A 19,839-nucleotide genomic window follows, 5' to 3' on the forward strand; every position below is an offset into this window, starting at 1 on the left:
GATTAAGGAAACATTTATCGGATCATAATGCCTTTACTTCGAAAGCTAAAGACTGGATGATTGTTTATTCAGAAAGTTTTGATTTTAAAATTGAAGCTTATAAAAGAGAAAGGGAAATAAAGTCATGGAAAAGCACTTCCAAAATTCAAAAGCTAATTGAGAGTTCAGCCGGATAGAGCATCCCGATTTTAATCGGGACGGTCAAAGGTTCGAATCCTTTCGCGCTCACTTAAAAAACTCACAATTTTGTTGTGAGTTTTTTGTTTATAATAACCCAAAGATATTACCCTCTTTCCTTTTTTAGATATTCAATAAACTTTGAAGGAGGAATCCCCATTTTTTCGATAAAAATTCTGCTGAAAACGGTGTGAGAAGAAAATCCGCATTCTTCTGCAAGATAGCTGATCTTGTAATTCAGATATTCGGGATTCTGTTTTAACTTCATAACAATATAGTCGATTCTTAACTGGTTCAGATAGCTATTAAAATTGCTTTGTTTATGCTTTTTAATAATGGATGAAAGATAATTCGTGTTCGTTCCTATCTGCGCAGAAAGGACGCTTAAAGACATCGAAGGGGATAAAAACTGTTTCTTTTGTTCAAACTTATTCAGTTTATCCAGAATTTCGTTTTCCTTTTCATCAGAAAGATTATTTTTATTAGACTTGGTATTGTTTTCATCTTTTATCGGGGCTGGAATTTGCTTTTCTAAATGCGCATTAATTTCCATAAATCTTTTTTTATATTTTTTCAGCGTAAAAAAACGATGGACTAAATAAGCAGTAAGCAATCCTAACACTAAAACAGCTATCCATAGATAGCTCATAAAGCTTTTTGTATGGTTCAATTCATATTCAAGAGGTTGTATTTGGTCTAAATTATAGAGTTTGGCAATGAAATCTGCCTTTGAATTGTAATCAAACTTTTGGTTTGCCTTCTCATAAAGCCGAGAATATTTAAGATATGCTTTTTCATCTCCCATTTTATCAGTTGCCTGCATTGCGATGTTATAAAGTTCAAGCTCGTAGTTGATAAATCCAAAACTTATTTGTTTGGATTTAAGTGCCTGTTCACAGTAAGCCAATGAGGTTTTATATTTTTTTTTGAGAAGATAAGCCTGTGCTAAATAGTACGAGTCGTAAAAAACTGTTACTTTGTCATCTCTAAACTCATTTAAATCTTTATTTGCCTTTTCAATAGCATCATCGAGATTTCCCGATAAAATAGCGTAATGAATTTCACTATCACGTACTCCTTCGCTATCCAAATCACTTAAAGACAAAGGTAAACTTTTGATTTTTCTTAGATAAAAAGCTGCAGAATCTAATTTTTTCTGCAGCAGATAGGCGTCTACAATACTGTTATATTTTTCCCGCTTAGCACGATTTATTTCTAGAAAAATTTCCGGTGCGATTTTTTTTTGATTAGCCAGATAATCATCCAAATCTTTTACTGCTTTTATGTAGCCTTTTATTTTCTTGTCAAAATCACCTATTACTCCATACACCAAACCTTCATCACCTCCAAAAATCAATTCCTGAATGTTAGACTTATCCTTAGATTCGTACATTCTCTTTTTTTTCAGGCAGGACAATGCCAAATCATTCTTATTTTGAAGAGCATATATTAACGCTATCATATTCAAATTGTTGGCATACATTGTAAAATCCTCTTCTTTTTGTGCGTAAAAATTAGAAATTTTTATAAACTGTAGTGATTTATCGAAGTTATTCATTATTTCCAGATAATACTTTTCTCCACAGATTCTATAATATTTCATTTTATCTTTGTCGGACAAATTTCTTTTTGCCATCTCATCACAATAGATTTTAGGATTTTTTTCAGAATAAGATTTTCTGATGAGATCACCCAAAGAATATTTTTGTAAAGAATCTGCATTCTTCTGAATATTTTTTTGTCCCGCTATGGCACACACAGGAATACAGTATAGAAATAATATGAATATTTTTTTACGGAAGAAGCTTTTCATCATTCTTAGGTTTATACAAAAATAACATTTCAGTTGTATAGTATGCTTATTTTCTATGATTAAAATACTGATATGATATGTTTTATGAATATTTTTTTTAAATTATATCAAACATAAATAAAAAGCACCTCAAATTAATCTGAGGCGCTAATCAAAATTATTTCTAAAAAACGAGGCTGTCTAAAATTAAATATTGGCTTTTTGCCTTTCTGACATCAACGAAAATAAAACGATTAAGATACTTTCCAACATTTTATTTCGCGGAATAATATTTTTAAAAACAACCCGTTTATTGTTATTGAAATTTGTTCAGAATTAAAAAAACATTCTTTTCCCAAATTTCGCTCTTAGATATAGGATGAAATCCATAATCTTTTCTGATTAATTAGTAAAGATCTTATATTAATTATTGTAATTATCCGATACCCAATACGTTCCGTTACTTGTAATGGTAACTTTATTAAGATTCGCTCCCCAAGCTATCTGATAATTGGTAACTGCCGGTAATCCGTAAGCAAACTGTCCGCTGTTGGCTGTATTATAAATCGGATAATTTGTCCAGATATAAGTATATGCTCCGGAAGGATAGTTGGCTTCATAAGAATTATTGTAAATTTTCAGTTGTCTTCCTTTACATGTAGCAGGATCCGGCAAGATGAAATTAGCTGCTGCATTGATTCCTAAAGGAAGCGTGTAAGGCGTTGCATTTCCTACGGAAACATTAAAACCAAGCGCATTGGTAGATTTTGCCTGCCATTCAATCAGATAATCATCAGATTTAACGATATATGGAGAGGAACCTGCCTGATTATTATTGGCATTAAATATTCCTCCTGCACCCACAATCTTATAATCAACAAAAACAGCTCCTGATCCTGAACCTCCTACACAGTTCCATGCTGAACCATCAAACAGGGAAAGACATTTTTTGGTAGTATCATATACAATCATACCGCGCTCTGAAGCAGATGCTCCCAAAGCATTGATTTGTGCCGAGGTAAGTCTTGTAGGTAAAAAACCTTTATCTGTAGCAGATAATTCTAAAAGCGCTTTGCTGTTTTCTGTATTTTTATCTCCGATGGTAACAGATCCGCTGTTATGGATAAAAGTACCATTGCCGGTTGAAGGCTGATTTTGAAAATAGGCAATTTTAGTATCATCCAGTCCACTGTTGTATACTGCTTCTGTACCTATTGCAATTTTTTCCACAGCTATTCCCGACTGAGCTTCTACATGAGATACTGATGATAGTGCAAATGCACCTGCAATGATAAATAATTTCTTCATTTTTTGTTTGATTTTTATTTTATTTAACGATAAACTTGGTTTGATACTGGTTTTGAGCATCCTTAATTGTAAAAATGTATAATCCCTGATTCAAAGGATTGATTCTGATTTCCTGTACTCCTCTACCGGCAGTACTAATGTTTGAAAGAAGCTGAACTACATTTCCTGCTGCGTTATAAATTTTTACCTCAGCATTTTTGTAAGACTCTTTTGAAGATAGCTGGAGAATCCCCTGCTTTGCCTGTGAAGCTGCTAATTTGGTAGTTTCTGTATTTACCAAATCCTGAATATCTTTCTCTTTTCCTCTGCTTATTTTCAGAAGACCAACTTTTCCTTCTGTTGAAGATGTTTTATTACTTTGATGTAGTACTGCGGTAAACAAAATTCCATTACCGTTTTCATGCTCTTTATTCGCAGGTAATTTAAGATCCTGCAGTTTTGCAATACTTCCTTTTAAATTCGTAATGTCTTCATCGGTAAATAATTCGCAGGCAGCTTTTGTCGTGTTAAAATTGCTTATTTTTAATACTACCAAATGATCTTCATTATAATTAAAAGTATTTGCAGGATATGCTTTGTTTTCAGGATTATTACTGTCTGCTAAAGTGAATACAAATTGTTTTCCCACATTTTTTACCGCCAGTTGTACAAAACTGTTTCCTTTATACATGGAAGTTGGTATCTTCAGATCCAGAAGATGAAATTCTTTTTTTTCATCAATTTTCGAAAGGTTAAGGATAAAAGAAACCAGCAAGGTATTTTCTTCTTTGGAAACGTTGGTGTAAATGTTTTGTAAAGCTCCCAATTCCCCTATTACAAAGTGTTTTTGCGTAGTTCCATAACCCGGATATGCCATCAGGTTTTCCGCAAAAAGCCCTTCGTTTATGCTTTTAGCGATCTTGCCACTCGTTGTTTTTGTAGTGGCGTACTTTTCGTAATTTTCTGTTTTCAGTGTCTGCTGGGCAAACCCTAGTGAAGAACATACTAAAAGTACGAATACATATTTTTTGTTCATAAAAATTATTTTAAAAAAATTCTGTTTTATAATTTCTTAAAATCAAGAATGTTACATTTTTTTACAGATTATTCTGTTTCTGTTTTAAATTCAGAAAGTTTCAAAACATCAGAAAAATCAAGGCTGTGTTACTACAAAAAAGTTGCTGTTTGGAGTAAAAGTATAGGTCTGATTGGTAGATCCGCCCAGTGTAATATTAATTTCCGGATAATACGTACTGCCGTTCGTTAAATAGGCTGCGAAAATATAGGTTCCGGTAATTGTGGTTCCCGAAGTATTGATAGACTGTGATGATCCTGAAACTCCGTTTATGGCAAAACTGATAACCGGTGTGGCTCCCGTTCCGCTTCTCGTAAAATTATACGCAATAGAAAAAACTCTTACTCCGTCGCCTTTTGCTGTAAATTTCCCTGTGGAAATATCAAATTCATTTAAATTATCTGCCACTTTCCCCCCGAATGTTTTATTGTTTAAAGCAATCTGTGTGGTAGAAGAAGTTCCGGCAGTAATCACAAAACTCTGTGTTCCTGTATTGGTTGACGATGCTCCGGATTTATCCACTGTTGTAGGTTCCCATTGCGAAGTTGTACCATTATATTTGAGGTATTGTTTATCTGTGGGTACGGCTGTACTTACATTGGCTCCCTGCAACTGATTGGCATTCCATAAAGGAGCCGTATTATTTACCGTAACCGAAGTATTTGCTCCGTTTACAACAGCACTTGTTCCGTTAGTAATGGTTACCGGATTTGTAGCCGTGGAAGAGCTTGTACCTGTATTAAGATCATTTCTGGTGATAGCGATTGTGGCTGTTCCTGTAGAAGCACTTACTGTGATGGGAGCTGTTGCAGATAAACCCGTAACACCTGTATTTGATAATGTTCCGGCAGATAATCCCAATCCTGATCCCAGTGTAATATCATTCAATTGCCCGTTTGCATCTGCTCCCAAGACTTTTGTAGCAGTACTTGCCGTAGTATTGGATACCCTTGCTGTACCCGCAACATCTAATGTAGCTACAGGGTTTGTAGTATTCCCAATTCTGGTATTCCCAAATAAAATGTTGTTGTCTGCATCTGATTGATAAATACCATATTGAGAATCTGTACCGTTTATAGTACCAATGTACAAACCGTAACCATTCTTAACCTGAGAAGCAGAAACTTCCGAACGCAACCCTATGGATTGAGTACCTGTACCATAAGTCCCCGATGAAATAAAACCCTCTACACCAATTCCATTGCCAGAGATATTACCTCCAGTAAGCAGACCTCTTACCCCATAAATATTGGGAACAGAAAAATTTCCTGCCCCCCCAACTTGTGCTTTTAATCCCGCAACATAGCCTGATCCAGATACAGTTCCTGCGTTATTAAAAGTTCCATCATAAGCAGCGGTAAAAAGACCTGGAGTTGCAGTAGTAGTTGTTGTACGAATAGTAACTGTACTTGCATTACCACTAATGGTTTGTCCGCTGTATGTAGCTCCATTATCTAAAAATAAATTTTGAAAAAGACCTCTTATGGGAGCTGTTCCTCCACCACGAAGGACGTCAAACAAATACGTTCCAAAATAATTGTTATTGACAGCTCCTGTTACAACCGAGTTGAAGCGTACATTTGCCGTTCCTGAATTTCCAGCTGGAATACTGGTAATTTCGTTCCCAACGGCAAAACTGCTTGGAAGGTTTTGATAACTAGTCGAAAGTGTAGCTGTTCCTCCAGTCCAGTTTCTATCAGCATCTTGAACATTGGGCGATGCAGATCTGTCTAGGATATTTCCATAATGTACGTGACCATTGCTGTTCTTTACACGCATAATCTCGCTGTTATTTACTTTAACCTGAAAATCTTGAGCATCTGTGGTTCCTAAAAATTGAGTTCCAGAAGGAACAGGATTGGTTCCAGAATTCCCAGTAAGTGCCCAGAAATTTCCATTGGCAACACCAGTTCCATTGACTACTTTCTGCCAAACCTTATTGCTATCGAAATAGTAATATCCTTCTGAGGTTACGTTTATTGTTTTTGTCGTAGTAGGATTTGCTGCTGCTGTTGCATACACCAAGGTTCCTATTTGTGGAGTATCATACAGAGCGTCTTTTGCTTTCAATTCATCTCCTGTAAGACGTGGAGCAAGAATTCCATCTGCAGCATTTACGTCTGTTGGATTTCCAGCAACGTCCAATGTTGCATTGGGGGATGTGGTATTGATCCCTACTTTTCCGGGAGATGTCTGTGCATTTGTTAAAATTCCGGTCATGGATAATACCATTACGAGTACAATTTTTCTATTCATGTTTTTTTATGATTTCCTTATTTAATTCAAATAATTTGATTGAGATCCGATAGTATCAACAAGTAAGCTGAGAGGATGTAGAAGAATTAAAAGTTGGGCAAAATTATCATTTATCGTTCTTCAAAATAAACGAATGATTCAACAAATTACGATTTCATATAATAAAAAAACAACATCAAAAAATTGAAAATCAACAACTTAAACCCATCAATATAATTTTTTATTCTCCATGTATTTTCGGAGTAAAAAAGACCTGAAAATTTCAGAATATTCCATAAAATCCGAATTAATGGAATACATTTTTTTTAAGAATTAATCTTTTTAAAGAAATTTGCTTCGGTTAAAAGCTCACTCTTTTTATTAAACTATTTAAAGTAATTTCAGAGTTAATCAAAAAAGATCATTTAACATTATGATGAGAATTTCCAAGGTTCTCAGAAGAAAAAAATCAGAAGTTTTTTACTGAACTTCTGTTTCTTTATTATTAGAAAACACAAATTATGGCTTATAAATCTATTCACATTGGCATGCTCATACATCAGAGGGTAAAAGAAAGCAATATGGATATGAAGAGAATTACACATTTTTTTAAGTGCTGTGAAGAGCAAATTCAAAAACATTTTGAGAGTAAAGACATCCGATGCGAAGATCTGCTGAAATGGTCTAAACTGTTAGAATATGATTTTTTCAGGATTTACTCGCAGCACCTGATTTTGCATGCGCCCCAGAGAAATGTAAATTATAACAAAAGATCTTCTGGGAAAACCTCGTCTTTACCACAATTCCGGAAAAACATCTATACCAAAGAGATTATTGAGTTTATTCTGGAAAAGGTAAATAACGGAAAAATGTCTAAAAATGAAATTATGGATCAGTATAATATTCCTAAAACCACCTTATATAAATGGATTTACAAACATGATAAAAGTCTCATCAGGCAAAATGAAACATCAATCACATAAAAATGCAGACCATATTACGCGGCATCAGCTTAAAGAAAAAAGCAAACAGGAAATCATTCATCTTCTAGGAGAAAAAAATTTAGACCATTCTGAAGAAGATCTGTGGATTTATGTAGAAAGAAAAAAAATAATGAAGAAAGTTCTGTATGTGTATTTTGAAAATGAAAAGGTAAGTTTTACAGTAGAAAGATATTATTATTGGTATGAAAGAATTAAAAAAACCGAATTATAAAAGAATTTACAATGATCTGTTGTCTGAAAAATATCCCGAGAAAAAGGAAAAATGCACAAAGTTGCTTTCCAAAAAACATCTGTCTTTTGTAGACATTATAAGACTGAATGAGCTTATATTCGGTAAGAACAATGAAGCTTTTAATCAGCAATACCGTTCCTACGACAAAAAAACAATATCTGAGATTCTTGAATATCAAAAAAAGAATAAACTCAACAATAGCCAGCTTGCCAGTCATTTTAAAATGAGCAGAAATACCGTTACAAAATGGAAAAAAATAAAGGAAATAAATTTCATCCGATAAAAAATAAAAAAACACTTCATATATAACAGCGTCCTGATTTGTTGATCAATAAATGATTTTTGAAACAGCGGGACAAATTAATTCAACCTAAAAGTTGCAATTAAAAACCAAAAGAGGACTGATCCATTTCAGTCCTCTTTTAATTTACACCCTATTAAAATTTCTTAGCATCACACTATAAATTGATAATTATATTTTTATTTTTTTTCAGTTCACTCTGATAGACAATAAATTAAAAGCTAAATCTTTGTGAAATAAATAAAATAAATTTATGACAAAGAAAAAAGTAAAACTTTATGTAGAACAAAGAATACAAAAACTTATAAAGGAAAATAATTTAAAAAAAAGACAAAAAGCAATTACTTTCTCAAGAGTTTTAAAAATTATATGGGGATCTATACAAATTTGCAAATCATTATTTCCATCTTTTTATGAAAAAGAAGAAAAAATAATTATGGAATATTGCAATGAGAGATTAAAAATAGCTTACAGTTACATTATAACCTTAAACAAATAAAGTAAATTCTGAATATAGTGAAGAATCTTAATTAATTGATTTTTAGAGATTCTTCGCTGCTCTCAGAATGACAAAAGTCAAATAGTTTGATTTTTGAGACAACCTATTTGACTTTACTTCAAGCGATAAAAACTTCCGTCCCAAACGTACGTTTTAGTAGCCTTTTTCTTCTTTTCACGGTCTTTTTCATCCTTTTCCATTTCTTTCATTTTAAAGATGAAAGCATTGGGAATTCCGCCTTTGTCATTCGGGAAGACAAATTCTTCAGAATGGTAATAAACATCGGCATCACCAACGCTCATTAACTGAGGTAAAGCTATCAGCTTTTTATTTCTAAACAAAATATATTGGTCATAACTTGGAATTCCACAGGCTTCCCCCGAAACAGTAGCTTTTAAAGTCAGTTCAACGTTTTTCAGCTTATGATTACTTTCCGTTGCAAAACTTCCGTAGCTTAAGCTTTCTCCCGAACCTGTTTCAAAAGAAACCTCATCAATCAGTGTATTTCCTTCCATAACTTTTACAGAAGCGTAATTCTGCTGAATGGTTCCGTTAAAATCCGGATTTTTCTTTGCTAATGTTTTGGTGAGACCGAAAAGAAAATCATAGCCGTTCTTATTTCTGTATCCTATACACAGATTTCCGCCCCAAACATAACCTTCGGAAGTTGTATCCCCTTTCTGGTAAGAAATTTTATACCAGTTTGCTCTTCTTTCACCTAATTTCAGGATCGTTTCGTCTTTTTTAATAATTAAAATCTGCTGATTGCTCTGCAAAGAATCTAAAATTGGAGAAGTAATATTCGGAGACTGTCTTATCCTCGTCCAGTCCGTGAATATTTTCTGTGTTTTATTTTCTTCAAAATCGAAAACTCCGTTTGCGTACACGTAATCGTCTTCCTGCGCAGAAAAAATCTGAACAACGAATACAAACAGAATGGTGAAAAAGGTTTTCATAAGACTTGGTTAAAACTGAGGTTAAGACTAAGGCTAAGATTGAGGTTTAGGCTAGATGAAAATTTGATTATTTATTTTTCAAGCAGCAAGCTTACCCATTCTTCTCTCTGAAGTTTTTTTGTAAGCGTTAAACCGTTTTCCTTACACACTTCAAGAATGTCATCTACATCAAAGAAACACAATCCGGAAAGCAGTAATTTTCCACCTTCATTTAATACCGAAACATACGTCGGAATATCTGAAATTAAAATATTTCTGTTGATGTTTGCCAAGATAATATCGTAATGTTCTTTGCCTAAATTTTCTGCAGTTCCCAGCTCAATATCCAGTTCCACATTATTTCTTACTGCATTTTCTTTGGAGTTTTCCACCGACCATTCATCGATATCAATCGCTTTGGTTTCTCCGGCTCCGATCTGTTTTGCATAAATTGCCAGAACCGATGTTCCGCAACCCATATCCAGCACTTTTTTACCGTTAAAATCAATATCCATCATCTGCTGAATCATCAGATGCGTTGTCGGATGATGCCCAGTTCCGAAAGACATTTTCGGCTGAATAACAATTTCGTGCATTCCCGGAACAGATTCATGGAACTCTGCTCTGATCAGTACTTTATCATCAATATTAATCGGTTCGAAGTTCTTTTCCCACTCTTCATTCCAGTTGATGTTCGGCATTTCCTTAAAAGTGTATTCAATTTTCACCTCATCATTCTGAAAAAGCGGCAGAGATTTCAGCTCTTCTTCATTAAATAATTCTTTCTGAATATATCCTAAAATACCATTGATTTCTTCCGTAAAACTGTCGAAACCTATCTCAATAAGTTCTGCCATTAATATTTCGTTCCACGGCTGAAGCGGTGTGATTTTGAAATCGAATTCTAAATAATTTTGCATGTGAATAATTTGTTGCAAAAATAAAACTACTTTTTTGATTTATTGGAATATTGTTCTTTTGTTTTTGACACTTTGATTTTGTTTTTAACGCAATAGGCGCAAAGATATCTTTGAAATTATTGAGAATATTCTTCGTTCGCAAGGGCGTTTCACTCAGCAAAGATGATACAGTTACTTTGTCATTCTGACGAAGGAAGAATCTCTATTTTCTATTTCTGGAATATTGCTGGTTTTGTTTTTTAACGCAAAGTCCGCGAAGATTTTTCTTTTAAAACCTTACTTCATATTTTTAAGTTCGCTAAGGCGTTTCACTTAAATAAGCACGCAAAGCATTTTTTTAAACTTATCCTTCAGTTTGCCTACAAGTTCTTAATCCTTCTTAACTGCTTAACTGTTCTTAATGGTTTTCTTTTTAAACGCAATAAGCGCAAAGGTTAATTTGAAATTATTGAAAACATTTTTCGTTCGCAAGGGCGTTTCACTTAGCAAAGGTGACACGTTTACTTTGTCATTCTGATGAAGGAAGAATCTCTATTTTTTATTTCTGGAATATTGCTGTTCTTGTTTTTAACGCAAAGTCCGCGAAGATTTTCTTTTAAAAACTTACTGCATATTTTTAAGTTCACAAAGGCGTTTCACTTAAATAAGCACGCAAAGCATTTTTTTAACTTATCCTTCAGTTTGCCTGCAAATTATTAATTCTTCTTAACTGCTTAAATTCTCTTAATGGTTTTCTTTGTCATTCTGACGAAGGAAGAATCTCTATTTTTTATTTCTGGAATATTGCTGGTTTCGATTAGTTTTGTTTTTAACGCAAAGTCCGCGAAGATTTTTCTTTCAAAACTTACTGGATATTTTTAAGTTCGCTAAGGCGTTTCACTTAAATAAGCACACAGAGAAATTTTTATTACATCCTAATTATTTTTAAGCATACACTTCAGTTTACCTGCAAATTCTTAATCTTTCTTAACTGCTTAAATGTTCTTAATGGTTTCTTTTTAAACGCAATACACGCAAAGGTTTATTTGAAATTATTGAGAATATTTTTCGTTCGCAAGGGCGTTTCACTCAGCAAAGATGATACAGTTACTTTGTCATTCTGACGAAGGAAGACTCTCTATTTCTGACGTAAGAAAAATCTGTTGTTTATTGATTAGGGATCCTTCACTCCCACTTCATTCCCGTTCAGAATGACAGATTTCCCGCAGAAAAAAAGCGAACCGAAGTCCGCTTTTTACAATAGTTTCATATCTTGAGTCCGAAAAAATCCAGAACTCAAAACATTAAACTTTCAATTTTAAACTTTAAACTTTAAACCAATTAAGGATTGGTAGAGAAAATAGAACCGTTTGCGATCAACGCTCTTCTGTTCATTTTTAAAATATCTCTTACCCACTCTGCAAAGTCTTCCGGCTGAAGAACTTTATCAGGATTTCCATCTGTTAAACCGCCCTGAATCGACATATCTGAAGCAATCGTGCTCGGTGTTAAGGTAATCACACGAATATTCTGTTTTCTCCATTCTGCCATCATCGACTGAGACAGGGAAACTACTGCTGCTTTGGATGCTGCGTAAGCCGACATATTCGGCCCGCCTTTCAGACCTGCTGTAGACGCTACGTTTACAATATCTCCCTCTCCTTTTTCTTTCATGAAAGGATAAACTGCTTTTGCCGCATAATATACTCCGAAAAGATTGGTTTTAATTACCTGTTCCCAGGTTTCGGAAGGCATTTCTTCAATAGAACCGAAATCTCCGATCCCTGCGTTGTTAATTAAAATATCAACACCTCCCAATTGCTCGGCAATAGAATCGATTCCTGCTTTTACATGGATTTCATTATCAATACTGAAAACCGCATAAGTCGATTTTACTCCCAGTTTCTGGATTTCATCGACTACCATTTTAAGGTTTTCTTCATTTCTTCCCGTGATAGCTACGTTTACTCCTTCATTTGCCAAAGCTAAAGCTACTGCTTTTCCCAATCCTCTTCCACCTCCTGTAACGATGGCATTTTTTCCGTTTATATTCATTTTTAAAGAATTTTTTATTCGTTGATGCAAATTTACGAAACATTAGCCGAGCTAAAAATCCGTATTATGATTAATTTATAAATAACCGCTTATGTTTAAAGCAAAACCGACTCCAAAGTAGAGCCGGTTTCTTTGAAAGTATAGTAATAAATGAAAATTAAGGAATAATAATCTGGTTCTGAACGTCAAATTCTTCTGTGGCAGAGAACTGGTTTCCATACATATCCGTTGCTCTTACCTCAACTTTATGCTTTCCTAAATAAAGTTTTTTCGGGAAATCTCCAGTCCAGATGTGTTTTGAAGATTCCGGATTGGAAGGTCTTCTTCCGGGGAAAATATTCTGCGTAGTGTCCCATTTGAAAACCGACATCGCAAAACTTGGGTCTACGGTTTCATCATACTGCATTTCTTCCCATTTATCGCCGTCTATTCTGTATTCTACCTTATCTTTTTTGCTTCCCATGAAGAAGTTTGCCAAAACTTTAGCAGAAGTTTTTGAAGGGAAAGGAACTACTTTCGGAACATATAAATTGATCTGATAATCTTCCGGCTTTCCGGCAGTTTTATATTTTACTTTATATTCGTTATCGTTAAAACTGATGAAAGAATATCCTTTTGCTGTTCCGTCTCTCATCGTGGAAGTCGGCAGTCCCAAATCATCCGAAGTTCCGGACCACCAGTCGCCGCAGGTGGTTCCTACATTGTATTCATGAAGATCTTTTGAACCGTTCCATCCTGCTTTTTTTCCGTAAAAAAGCTGCTGCTGAACGTGAGTGTGCGCCGAAAGCAACAAAGCATTTTTAAACGGCGCAAGGTTATCAAACAATTTCTGGCGGTCTGCATTTCTGAAATTATCTTCATTTTTATGCTCCAGAGGAATATGGAAAGAAACAACAATCAGTTTATTTTTATCCACCAGTTTCAGATCGTTTTCGATAAACTGCATCTGATCTTCACGGAAACCTCCCCAATATCCTTTTCCGTCGCGCGGATCGGGGTACAAAATATCATCCAGAATAATAAAATGTACATTTCCGTAATTGAAGGAATAATTTGCTGGTCCGAAATTGGATTCAAAAGTCTCATCGGAAAGCATATCTTCTTTCGCTTCGTAATTCATGTCATGATTTCCCATCACGTTATACCAAGGAAGCCCGATTTCTTTCATCACATCTGCGTAAGGTTTTTGCAGGCTTAAATTATCTCCCACCAAATCTCCAAGACTGATTCCTAACACCGCATTTTTCTTCGTGCTTTTCACTTCGTTTACAATGGCTCTTCGAAAGTAATCCAATTGTTTTTCCGTATAAGGCTGCGGATCTCCGAAAACCAGAATATCAAAATTTTTGCTTTCATTCTGTTTATTTAAGGCAAAATTAATTTCTTTCGGAAGTTCGCCTGTAGGTGCAGAACCTTTGTATTTAAAATCTGTGGGAGAACCTTTTGGCTTGTACTGATAATAATATTGAGGAAGATTATTTGCATTTAGAGGAGTCATATAGCCGGAAGGTTTGATAACAAAAATGGTCTGTCCGTCCTGAACAGGAAGACTGTATCTTCCGTTTTTATCGGTTAACACAACCTGAGCTCCGTTGGAAACCGCCACTCCTTCAATTCCTTTTTCTTTGTTTTCCTTCTTCTGATTTTTGTTGCTGTCTTCGTACACATATCCCGAAACAGAAGCCTGTGAAAATGCCATTGCTGAAATTAAAAGACAAGGCATTAAAAATTTTATGTTCATTGTATTGATATTTACATTTAAGTTTTGGCTGAAGCCAATCTGATTATTTTTCTAAAAATCGGGCTAAAGCCCGATCCTGCGGATAAGTTTATGGTTTATTCCACCACATTTTAACATTGATATTGTCTCCACCCATTGCCTGAACTGCTGCATTGTAATTAGCAGTGTTCATCACTTTGGTCTGGGTAGGATACATAAATCTTACCGGCATCTGTCCATTGTTCTGAAGCCCGCCGTTGTTCGGTAAAACCGGGAATCCTGTTCTTCTGTATTCGTACCATTGCTGATGGTCTACAAAGAATAAGGAAATGTATTTCTGAAGCATAATTCTTTCAAAAGTTCCGTTGTAAGACACATTAGCGTTGGTAAAATAATTGGAAGGAACTGTGGCTCCCCATTGTTCAATAATCGATTTTACTCCGTTTTCATAATAAGTCTGGGTATTTCCTGTAATAATCCCTTTAAAAGAAAGCTCTGCAAGGATAAACTGAACCTCAGAATACGTCATGATTAAATCTTTCAACGGCGCTTTTGCCAGATTCTGATTGAAATTCGAAGGCTGATAATTGAAAGAACTTCCCAAAGCATATCCTGAAGGAGCGCCTTTGTAACCGATGTTTGCATTCGTTGCCAGATCTTTTGCCTGTGTGAAGAACATGCTCATTCTCGGATCATTATTGTTTTTCATGGCATTCACAAAAAATTCTCCTGCGGCACGGTACGCTGTAAAATCCTGCGGTCTTGCGATCGGCGGAAGATAGGGTGAAATTCCGGAAATGGTTAATAAAGCGCTGTCTGTATTGTTCTGGAAAATAGGATATGTGGCAGGATTGCTTACAATTTCCTGAATTCTTTCATGAACATTTACTTCTCCGTTTCTTTTAAGAATTCTTGTTAATAATCTTAATGACAAAGAATTACAGAACTTTTTCCAGTTAACGATTCCCGTCACATTATTATTGGCATTATAGAAAAGATCCGTTTCCGTTAATGTTTTCGTCGTATCGAATAAGCTGTTTGCTGTTTTAAGATCATTTAAAAGCTGAACGTAAATATCTTTCTGGCTGTCGTATTTCGGGGTAATGATTCCCTGATCGATCTTTACCGCTTCAGAAAAAGGCACATCTCCGAAAGCATCGGTAAGATTGGAGTAGATCCACGCATTCAAGACCATGGAAATCGCCAGATAATTGTTGTTCTGCTCTTTTTTGGCAAAAGTTCTCAGGTCATTTACCTGCTTCAGCCATTTGTAAGAGGTGTTCCAGACACCGTTTCCGCTTCCTTCCGTCATATAATATCTGCTGTACGTATTTCCTTCATTCGGAAAATCCAGACCGATCTGCATGATATCGAAAGTAAAATCATTAGCTCTGCTGTATCCGTAGTTTGCCATTTCGTACTGAATGGGAGCCAGAAGGCTTCCTACAGACGGATTGAGAATTTTACTGGTATCTGTGTTGATTTCTTCAAAATTTCTGTCGCAAGAATTGAAAATAAAAAGTGAAGCAACCAAAGCTATGTTGATGAATAATTTTTTCATTTTTTTAAGATTTAAAATTTAAGATTTAACTGAAATCCAACGGTTCTGGCGGTTGGAAGCTGCCCCATTTCCACTCCGGGAGTAATGGTGGCGTTATCTAAAGTGGCTACTTCAGGATCAAACATCGGGAACTTCGTCCACATCCATAGATTTTTTCCGAAAATAGCTAAGGTAAGATCCTGCAGTCCTAAAGATTTTATGGTTTCTTTCGGGAAAGAATAGGCAATTCTTGCATCTCTCAGTTTGATAAAATCTGTGCTGAATGTATTCGTTTCCACGTTGGCTCTTCTGTAGTATTCTGCATAATAAGCAGATACGGTAACCGCTTTTGTATTCGGGCTGTAAGAACCGTCCGGATTCTGTACAACTCCTTCTCCTACGATCATTCCGTTCGGATTGTCTCTTCCCGGAAGTGTAGATTTCAGTTTTCCCTGTTCCGACATTTTGTGATGCGACTGCGAATACGCAACACCACCGTACTGACCGTCGAATGAGAAGCTTACGGTGAAATTTTTAATTTTAAAATCATTCTGTAGACCGGCTCTCCATTTCGGGAATGCGTTTCCTACTTTTTCTATTTCTGCAGGTCTTAAAGGCAATCCTGCGTTGTCATAAACAACCTGTCCCTGACTGTTTTTTACCAGTTTGAAACCATACATATCGCCCAAAGAACCTCCTACAACGGCTTTATAAAAAACCACTCCTCCCACGGTTGAAATAATTCCGTCGAAGCCTTCGGACGTGGTAAGTACTCTGTTTTCGTTGGCAGACCAGTTGGCTCCGATCATCCAGGAGAAGCTTTTGGTTTTAAAAGGTGTCGTATTTAAAGATAATTCCATACCTCTGTTTCGGATTTTCCCTGCGTTGATGATTCTTTGGGAATAACCGCTTTCATAAGGAAGAGAAACCGGAATAATCTGGTTTTCACTCATGTTCTGATACAGTGTGAAATTAAAATTCAACCTGTTCTTTAATACGCTGAAATCCATCCCAGCTTCTACGTTGGCATTTTTTTCAGGCTTAAGATTCGGATTGTTGAAGATATTTCTCGCTACCACACTTCCTGTGATGGAACTGGTATCGTAGTAGGTATCTAACTGGTAAGGAGAACCGTCGATTCCTACTTTTGCCCACGAAGCTCTCAGTTTCCAGTAATTGAAACGGTCGCTTTTCAATTTAAAAATTTCTGAAAGGATGAAACTCGTACTTACGGAAGGATAAAAGAATGATCTGTTGGATTTCGGAAGTGTGGAACTCCAGTCGTTTCTTCCGGTAACATCCACAAAGAATTTATTGTCGTATCCCAATGTTACCAAACCATAGACACTGTTTACCTGCTCGTCACCCGGTCTCGGATATTTTACATCAATTCCAAGCGCATTGGTAAGATTGTATTCTCCGGCAATTTTCAATCCGTTTGCCTGATAATCATTCATCACATACTGATTGTAACGGATGCTTCCTCCGGCAGATGCAGAAATATTGAATTTATTAAAGCTTTGTTTGTACGAAAATAAAAAATCGTTGTTGTATTCGTGATTTTTAATGTACTGTTCTCTGTAGAATCCTTTTGCATAATTGGCGGAACTCCACGGACGTTTTGTTGTTCTTTTTTCGTTCAGCACTTCCAGTCCGGATCTTAACATCAGACTGAAATTTTTATTGAATTGATAATCTGCCGTAATGTTTCCGAAAATCGTTTTTTTATCCACTCCGTTCAGCATTTCGTAAGCGATGAGGTAAGGATTGTCGATAAACGTACTGAAAGGGTGAATCTGATCGATCTGCACCTGTCCCGGTTTCCAGATGGGTTGATACCATGCAAGATCCACATTCGGATTCTGGAAGATCATGAAATAGGAAATCGACTGGTTATTATATCCCGTTGCCGGAAGATTGTCACTTGATGTTTTATTGAAAGTAAATTTGGTGGAAATTTTTAATTTTTTGGTTAACTGATGCGCGAACGACAAAGCAAAATTCAGTCGGTCGAAACCTGTATTCGGCATCATCCATTCGTTATTAAGATAGGTAAGCGATGTTCTGAAATTGGTTTTATCATTGGAACTTTCCACCGAAAGACTGTTAGAATAAGTAGAACCTGTTCTCCAGAATCCTTTGATGTTGTCTTCATAAGCTCTCCAAAGCTGTCTTTCCTTGCTCTGTCCGCCAACGGTAGGATCATACTGAAAATAATACTGTCCCGCGAATTTCGGTCCGAAAGCACTGCTCGTTCCTCCGGTACTTACGCCGTCTGCCGAAGCACCGTAAGAATAATAGAATTGCCCTGCTGTATTTTTAGCTAAAGTTCCCTGTCCGTATTCGTACTGCCAATCCGGCCATTTCAAAACCGTATCATAACTTGAATAGGAATTGAAGGTTACCTGAATTTTTCCGTTTTTACTTTTTCCTGATTTTGTAGTGATCATCAAAGCTCCGTTCGCAGCGCGGGATCCGTATAATGCGGCTGCAGAAGCTCCTTTCAGAACGGTTACCGATTCAATATCATCGGGATTGATGCTGTTCAGTCCGTTTCCTAAATCAATCGGAACATCACCTCCTGAACCCGCTCCGTAGGCCGGAGTTCCGGTTCCTGTGGTGGAATTTCCCAAAGGAATTCCGTCTACAACGATCAATGCGTAATTATTATCCAATACCATCGACTTTTCACCTCTTAAAGTAATTCTGGAACTGGCAAGCGGTCCCGCTCCAGCCGTCTGAACTTTCAGTCCGGCAACTTTTCCTTCCATAGACTGAGCCCAGTTGTTGTTCTGAGTTTCTTCAAAAGTGTCTGAATTTACTTTTTCGGCAACATATCCTAAAGATTTGTCTTGTCTCTTGATTCCCAAAGCGGTTACCACAACTTCGTCGATGTTCTTAATGGTATCTCTTTTCACTTTTTGCTGAGCTGCCAGATTTACACTGACAAATCCTAGTAATGATAAAATGAGTACTTTTTGTGTCTCTTTACGCATATCCTTTTTGTTTGCGCAAAACTAAAACGATATTATGAGTAGGATTTTAATACTATTTTAACATTTATTAAAGAATTATTAAACGCCATATTAATTAAACCTTAATAACATTGTACAGCCAACTGGTTAACAAGAGGTTAAACGAATGAATAATTTTTAATATTTTAAAGCTGATTTATTTCCCTAATTTTATTGTCTTTTCCTGAGTAAATAAGGGATACCACAAAGTTGGCTGAATTTTAAAACAAAAAAGTCCGCCTCAAAAGAGACAGACTTTCTGTATAAAGATGATATGATCTTATTTTTTAAGCAGATCCGGAATATTGGTAGTGATGAAACCAATTCCCTGTTTTTTTAATTCATCGGCAATGGCAACGTCATTTACCGTCCATGCATTGGTGATCAGTCCCAAAGCTTTTGCATCTGCAATCCATGTAGGATTTTTCTGGAAAATGCTGTAATGGTAATCGATTCCGTCCAAACCTTCGTCCTTGATCTGCTGCGGAGAAAGCTCTCCTTTCAGATACTGAACTTTAAAAGTGGGTTCCAGTCTTTTAATTTCCTTACAGATATTTAAGCTGAAAGAAATAAAATCGCATTGCGCTCCAAGCTTCATATCCTTGATCATTTTGATGGTTTTCGCCGTCAGTTCATCTTCTTTTTCCTTGGTTTTGTCAGGCTTTATTTCAACCACCAGTTTTAGCGATTTATCTTTTTTACCCTGTTTTAAATAGTCTTTCAGAGTGGGAAAATCTTCACCGTTGGATAATTTTACTTTTTCCAGTTCTTTAAAATCTGTTTCGGAAATTTCCATTTTGGCGTGATGTTCATCGTGGTTTACCACCAAAACTCCGTCTTTCGTCATTCTCACATCGAATTCAGATCCGTAAATCTTTAAATTCTGCGCATTTTCCAACGATTTCAGAGAATTCTCTGTCGTGGGCGGCTGCGTCTGCCAATATCCTCTGTGTGCTACGATCTGGGTTTGTGCCTTCATTCCAACTGTGCTTAAAACTGCTAACCCTAAGATAAAATTTTTCATAATATAATTTGAATAGTATTCGAAAGTCTTTCAACTTTCAGATAAAGGTA

The 19,839-nt window shown here is 35.8% G+C and carries 16 protein-coding genes and 1 tRNA gene; 6 read left to right on the top strand and 11 right to left on the bottom strand.

The features are described from left to right. Positions 1-56 precede the first annotated feature (56 nt). Together QWT87_RS21265 and QWT87_RS11590 are read left to right on the top strand one after the other, a co-directional pair. Positions 57-176, top strand: a complete 120-nt coding sequence (locus QWT87_RS21265) for a hypothetical protein (RefSeq protein ID WP_407933589.1) — start codon at positions 57-59, stop codon at positions 174-176. Then, positions 159-228, top strand: a tRNA-Lys gene (locus QWT87_RS11590). The genes QWT87_RS21265 and QWT87_RS11590 overlap by 18 nt, the downstream gene beginning before the upstream one ends. Before the next feature lie 55 nt (positions 229-283). On the opposite strand, the gene QWT87_RS11595 is transcribed toward QWT87_RS11590, so the two are convergent. The 4 genes from QWT87_RS11595 to QWT87_RS11610 all read right to left on the bottom strand — a co-directional run bounded on the left by QWT87_RS11595 (position 284) and on the right by QWT87_RS11610 (position 6,587). Continuing rightward, positions 284-1,993, bottom strand: coding sequence for a helix-turn-helix transcriptional regulator (locus QWT87_RS11595; protein WP_302716218.1), 1,710 nt, complete (start codon positions 1,991-1,993; stop codon positions 284-286). 399 nt (positions 1,994-2,392) lie between these two features. Beyond that, the gene (locus QWT87_RS11600; protein ID WP_302716219.1) at positions 2,393-3,277 is read right to left on the bottom strand and encodes a hypothetical protein; all 885 of its coding nucleotides are present in this window, start codon (positions 3,275-3,277) and stop codon (positions 2,393-2,395) included. 19 nt (positions 3,278-3,296) lie between these two features. Further along, entirely contained in the window at positions 3,297-4,292 is a 996-nt protein-coding gene (locus QWT87_RS11605; RefSeq protein ID WP_302716221.1) for a T9SS type A sorting domain-containing protein, read from the bottom strand. A 117-nt stretch (positions 4,293-4,409) separates the two neighbouring features. Beyond that, positions 4,410-6,587: a beta strand repeat-containing protein gene (locus QWT87_RS11610; RefSeq protein WP_302716222.1), complete on the bottom strand. Its 2,178-nt coding sequence runs from the start codon at positions 6,585-6,587 to the stop codon at positions 4,410-4,412. Between the two features lie 500 nt (positions 6,588-7,087). Here QWT87_RS11610 and QWT87_RS11615 point away from each other — a divergent pair, with 500 nt between their 5' ends. The 4 genes from QWT87_RS11615 (at position 7,088) to QWT87_RS11630 (ending at position 8,602) form a co-directional block, all read left to right on the top strand. After that, on the top strand, positions 7,088-7,549 hold the full coding sequence (locus QWT87_RS11615; RefSeq protein ID WP_185209144.1) for a transposase: 462 nt from the start codon (positions 7,088-7,090) through the stop codon (positions 7,547-7,549). Beyond that, a complete protein-coding gene (locus QWT87_RS11620) occupies positions 7,530-7,781 on the top strand; it encodes a hypothetical protein (protein ID WP_087706855.1) in 252 nt (83 codons plus the stop codon). The genes QWT87_RS11615 and QWT87_RS11620 overlap by 20 nt, the downstream gene beginning before the upstream one ends. Then, positions 7,753-8,085: a helix-turn-helix domain-containing protein gene (locus tag QWT87_RS11625; RefSeq protein WP_273076889.1), complete on the top strand. Its 333-nt coding sequence runs from the start codon at positions 7,753-7,755 to the stop codon at positions 8,083-8,085. Before QWT87_RS11620 ends, QWT87_RS11625 begins: the two co-directional genes overlap by 29 nt. 271 nt (positions 8,086-8,356) lie before the next feature. Continuing rightward, positions 8,357-8,602, top strand: a complete 246-nt coding sequence (locus tag QWT87_RS11630) for a hypothetical protein (protein WP_302716223.1) — start codon at positions 8,357-8,359, stop codon at positions 8,600-8,602. A gap of 113 nt (positions 8,603-8,715) precedes the next feature. Here QWT87_RS11630 and QWT87_RS11635 read toward each other — a convergent pair whose 3' ends face one another. From QWT87_RS11635 to QWT87_RS11665, 7 genes are all read right to left on the bottom strand, one after another. After that, a complete protein-coding gene (locus QWT87_RS11635) occupies positions 8,716-9,558 on the bottom strand; it encodes an SH3 domain-containing protein (RefSeq protein WP_302716224.1) in 843 nt (280 codons plus the stop codon). 71 nt (positions 9,559-9,629) lie between these two features. Beyond that, positions 9,630-10,457 (bottom strand): 50S ribosomal protein L11 methyltransferase, encoded by an 828-nt coding sequence (prmA, locus tag QWT87_RS11640; protein ID WP_302716225.1) that lies wholly within the window; start codon positions 10,455-10,457, stop codon positions 9,630-9,632. A gap of 1,320 nt (positions 10,458-11,777) precedes the next feature. Continuing rightward, positions 11,778-12,491: a 3-ketoacyl-ACP reductase gene (locus tag QWT87_RS11645; RefSeq protein ID WP_302716226.1), complete on the bottom strand. Its 714-nt coding sequence runs from the start codon at positions 12,489-12,491 to the stop codon at positions 11,778-11,780. 157 nt (positions 12,492-12,648) lie between these two features. Continuing rightward, positions 12,649-14,232 (bottom strand): calcineurin-like phosphoesterase family protein, encoded by a 1,584-nt coding sequence (locus tag QWT87_RS11650; RefSeq protein ID WP_302716227.1) that lies wholly within the window; start codon positions 14,230-14,232, stop codon positions 12,649-12,651. Positions 14,233-14,320: 88 nt separating this feature from the next. Next, positions 14,321-15,772 carry a SusD/RagB family nutrient-binding outer membrane lipoprotein gene (locus QWT87_RS11655; protein WP_302716228.1) on the bottom strand — a complete coding sequence of 484 codons (1,452 nt, stop codon included), beginning with the start codon at positions 15,770-15,772 and terminating at the stop codon, positions 14,321-14,323. Between the two features lie 11 nt (positions 15,773-15,783). Beyond that, on the bottom strand, positions 15,784-18,747 hold the full coding sequence (locus QWT87_RS11660; RefSeq protein ID WP_302716229.1) for a SusC/RagA family TonB-linked outer membrane protein: 2,964 nt from the start codon (positions 18,745-18,747) through the stop codon (positions 15,784-15,786). A 298-nt stretch (positions 18,748-19,045) separates the two neighbouring features. Further along, positions 19,046-19,789: a glycerophosphodiester phosphodiesterase family protein gene (locus tag QWT87_RS11665; RefSeq protein WP_302716230.1), complete on the bottom strand. Its 744-nt coding sequence runs from the start codon at positions 19,787-19,789 to the stop codon at positions 19,046-19,048. Positions 19,790-19,839 lie beyond the last annotated feature (50 nt).

Origin of the sequence: Chryseobacterium urinae (genome assembly GCF_030518295.1) — a bacterium.
Taxonomy (GTDB): domain Bacteria; phylum Bacteroidota; class Bacteroidia; order Flavobacteriales; family Weeksellaceae; genus Chryseobacterium; species Chryseobacterium mucoviscidosis.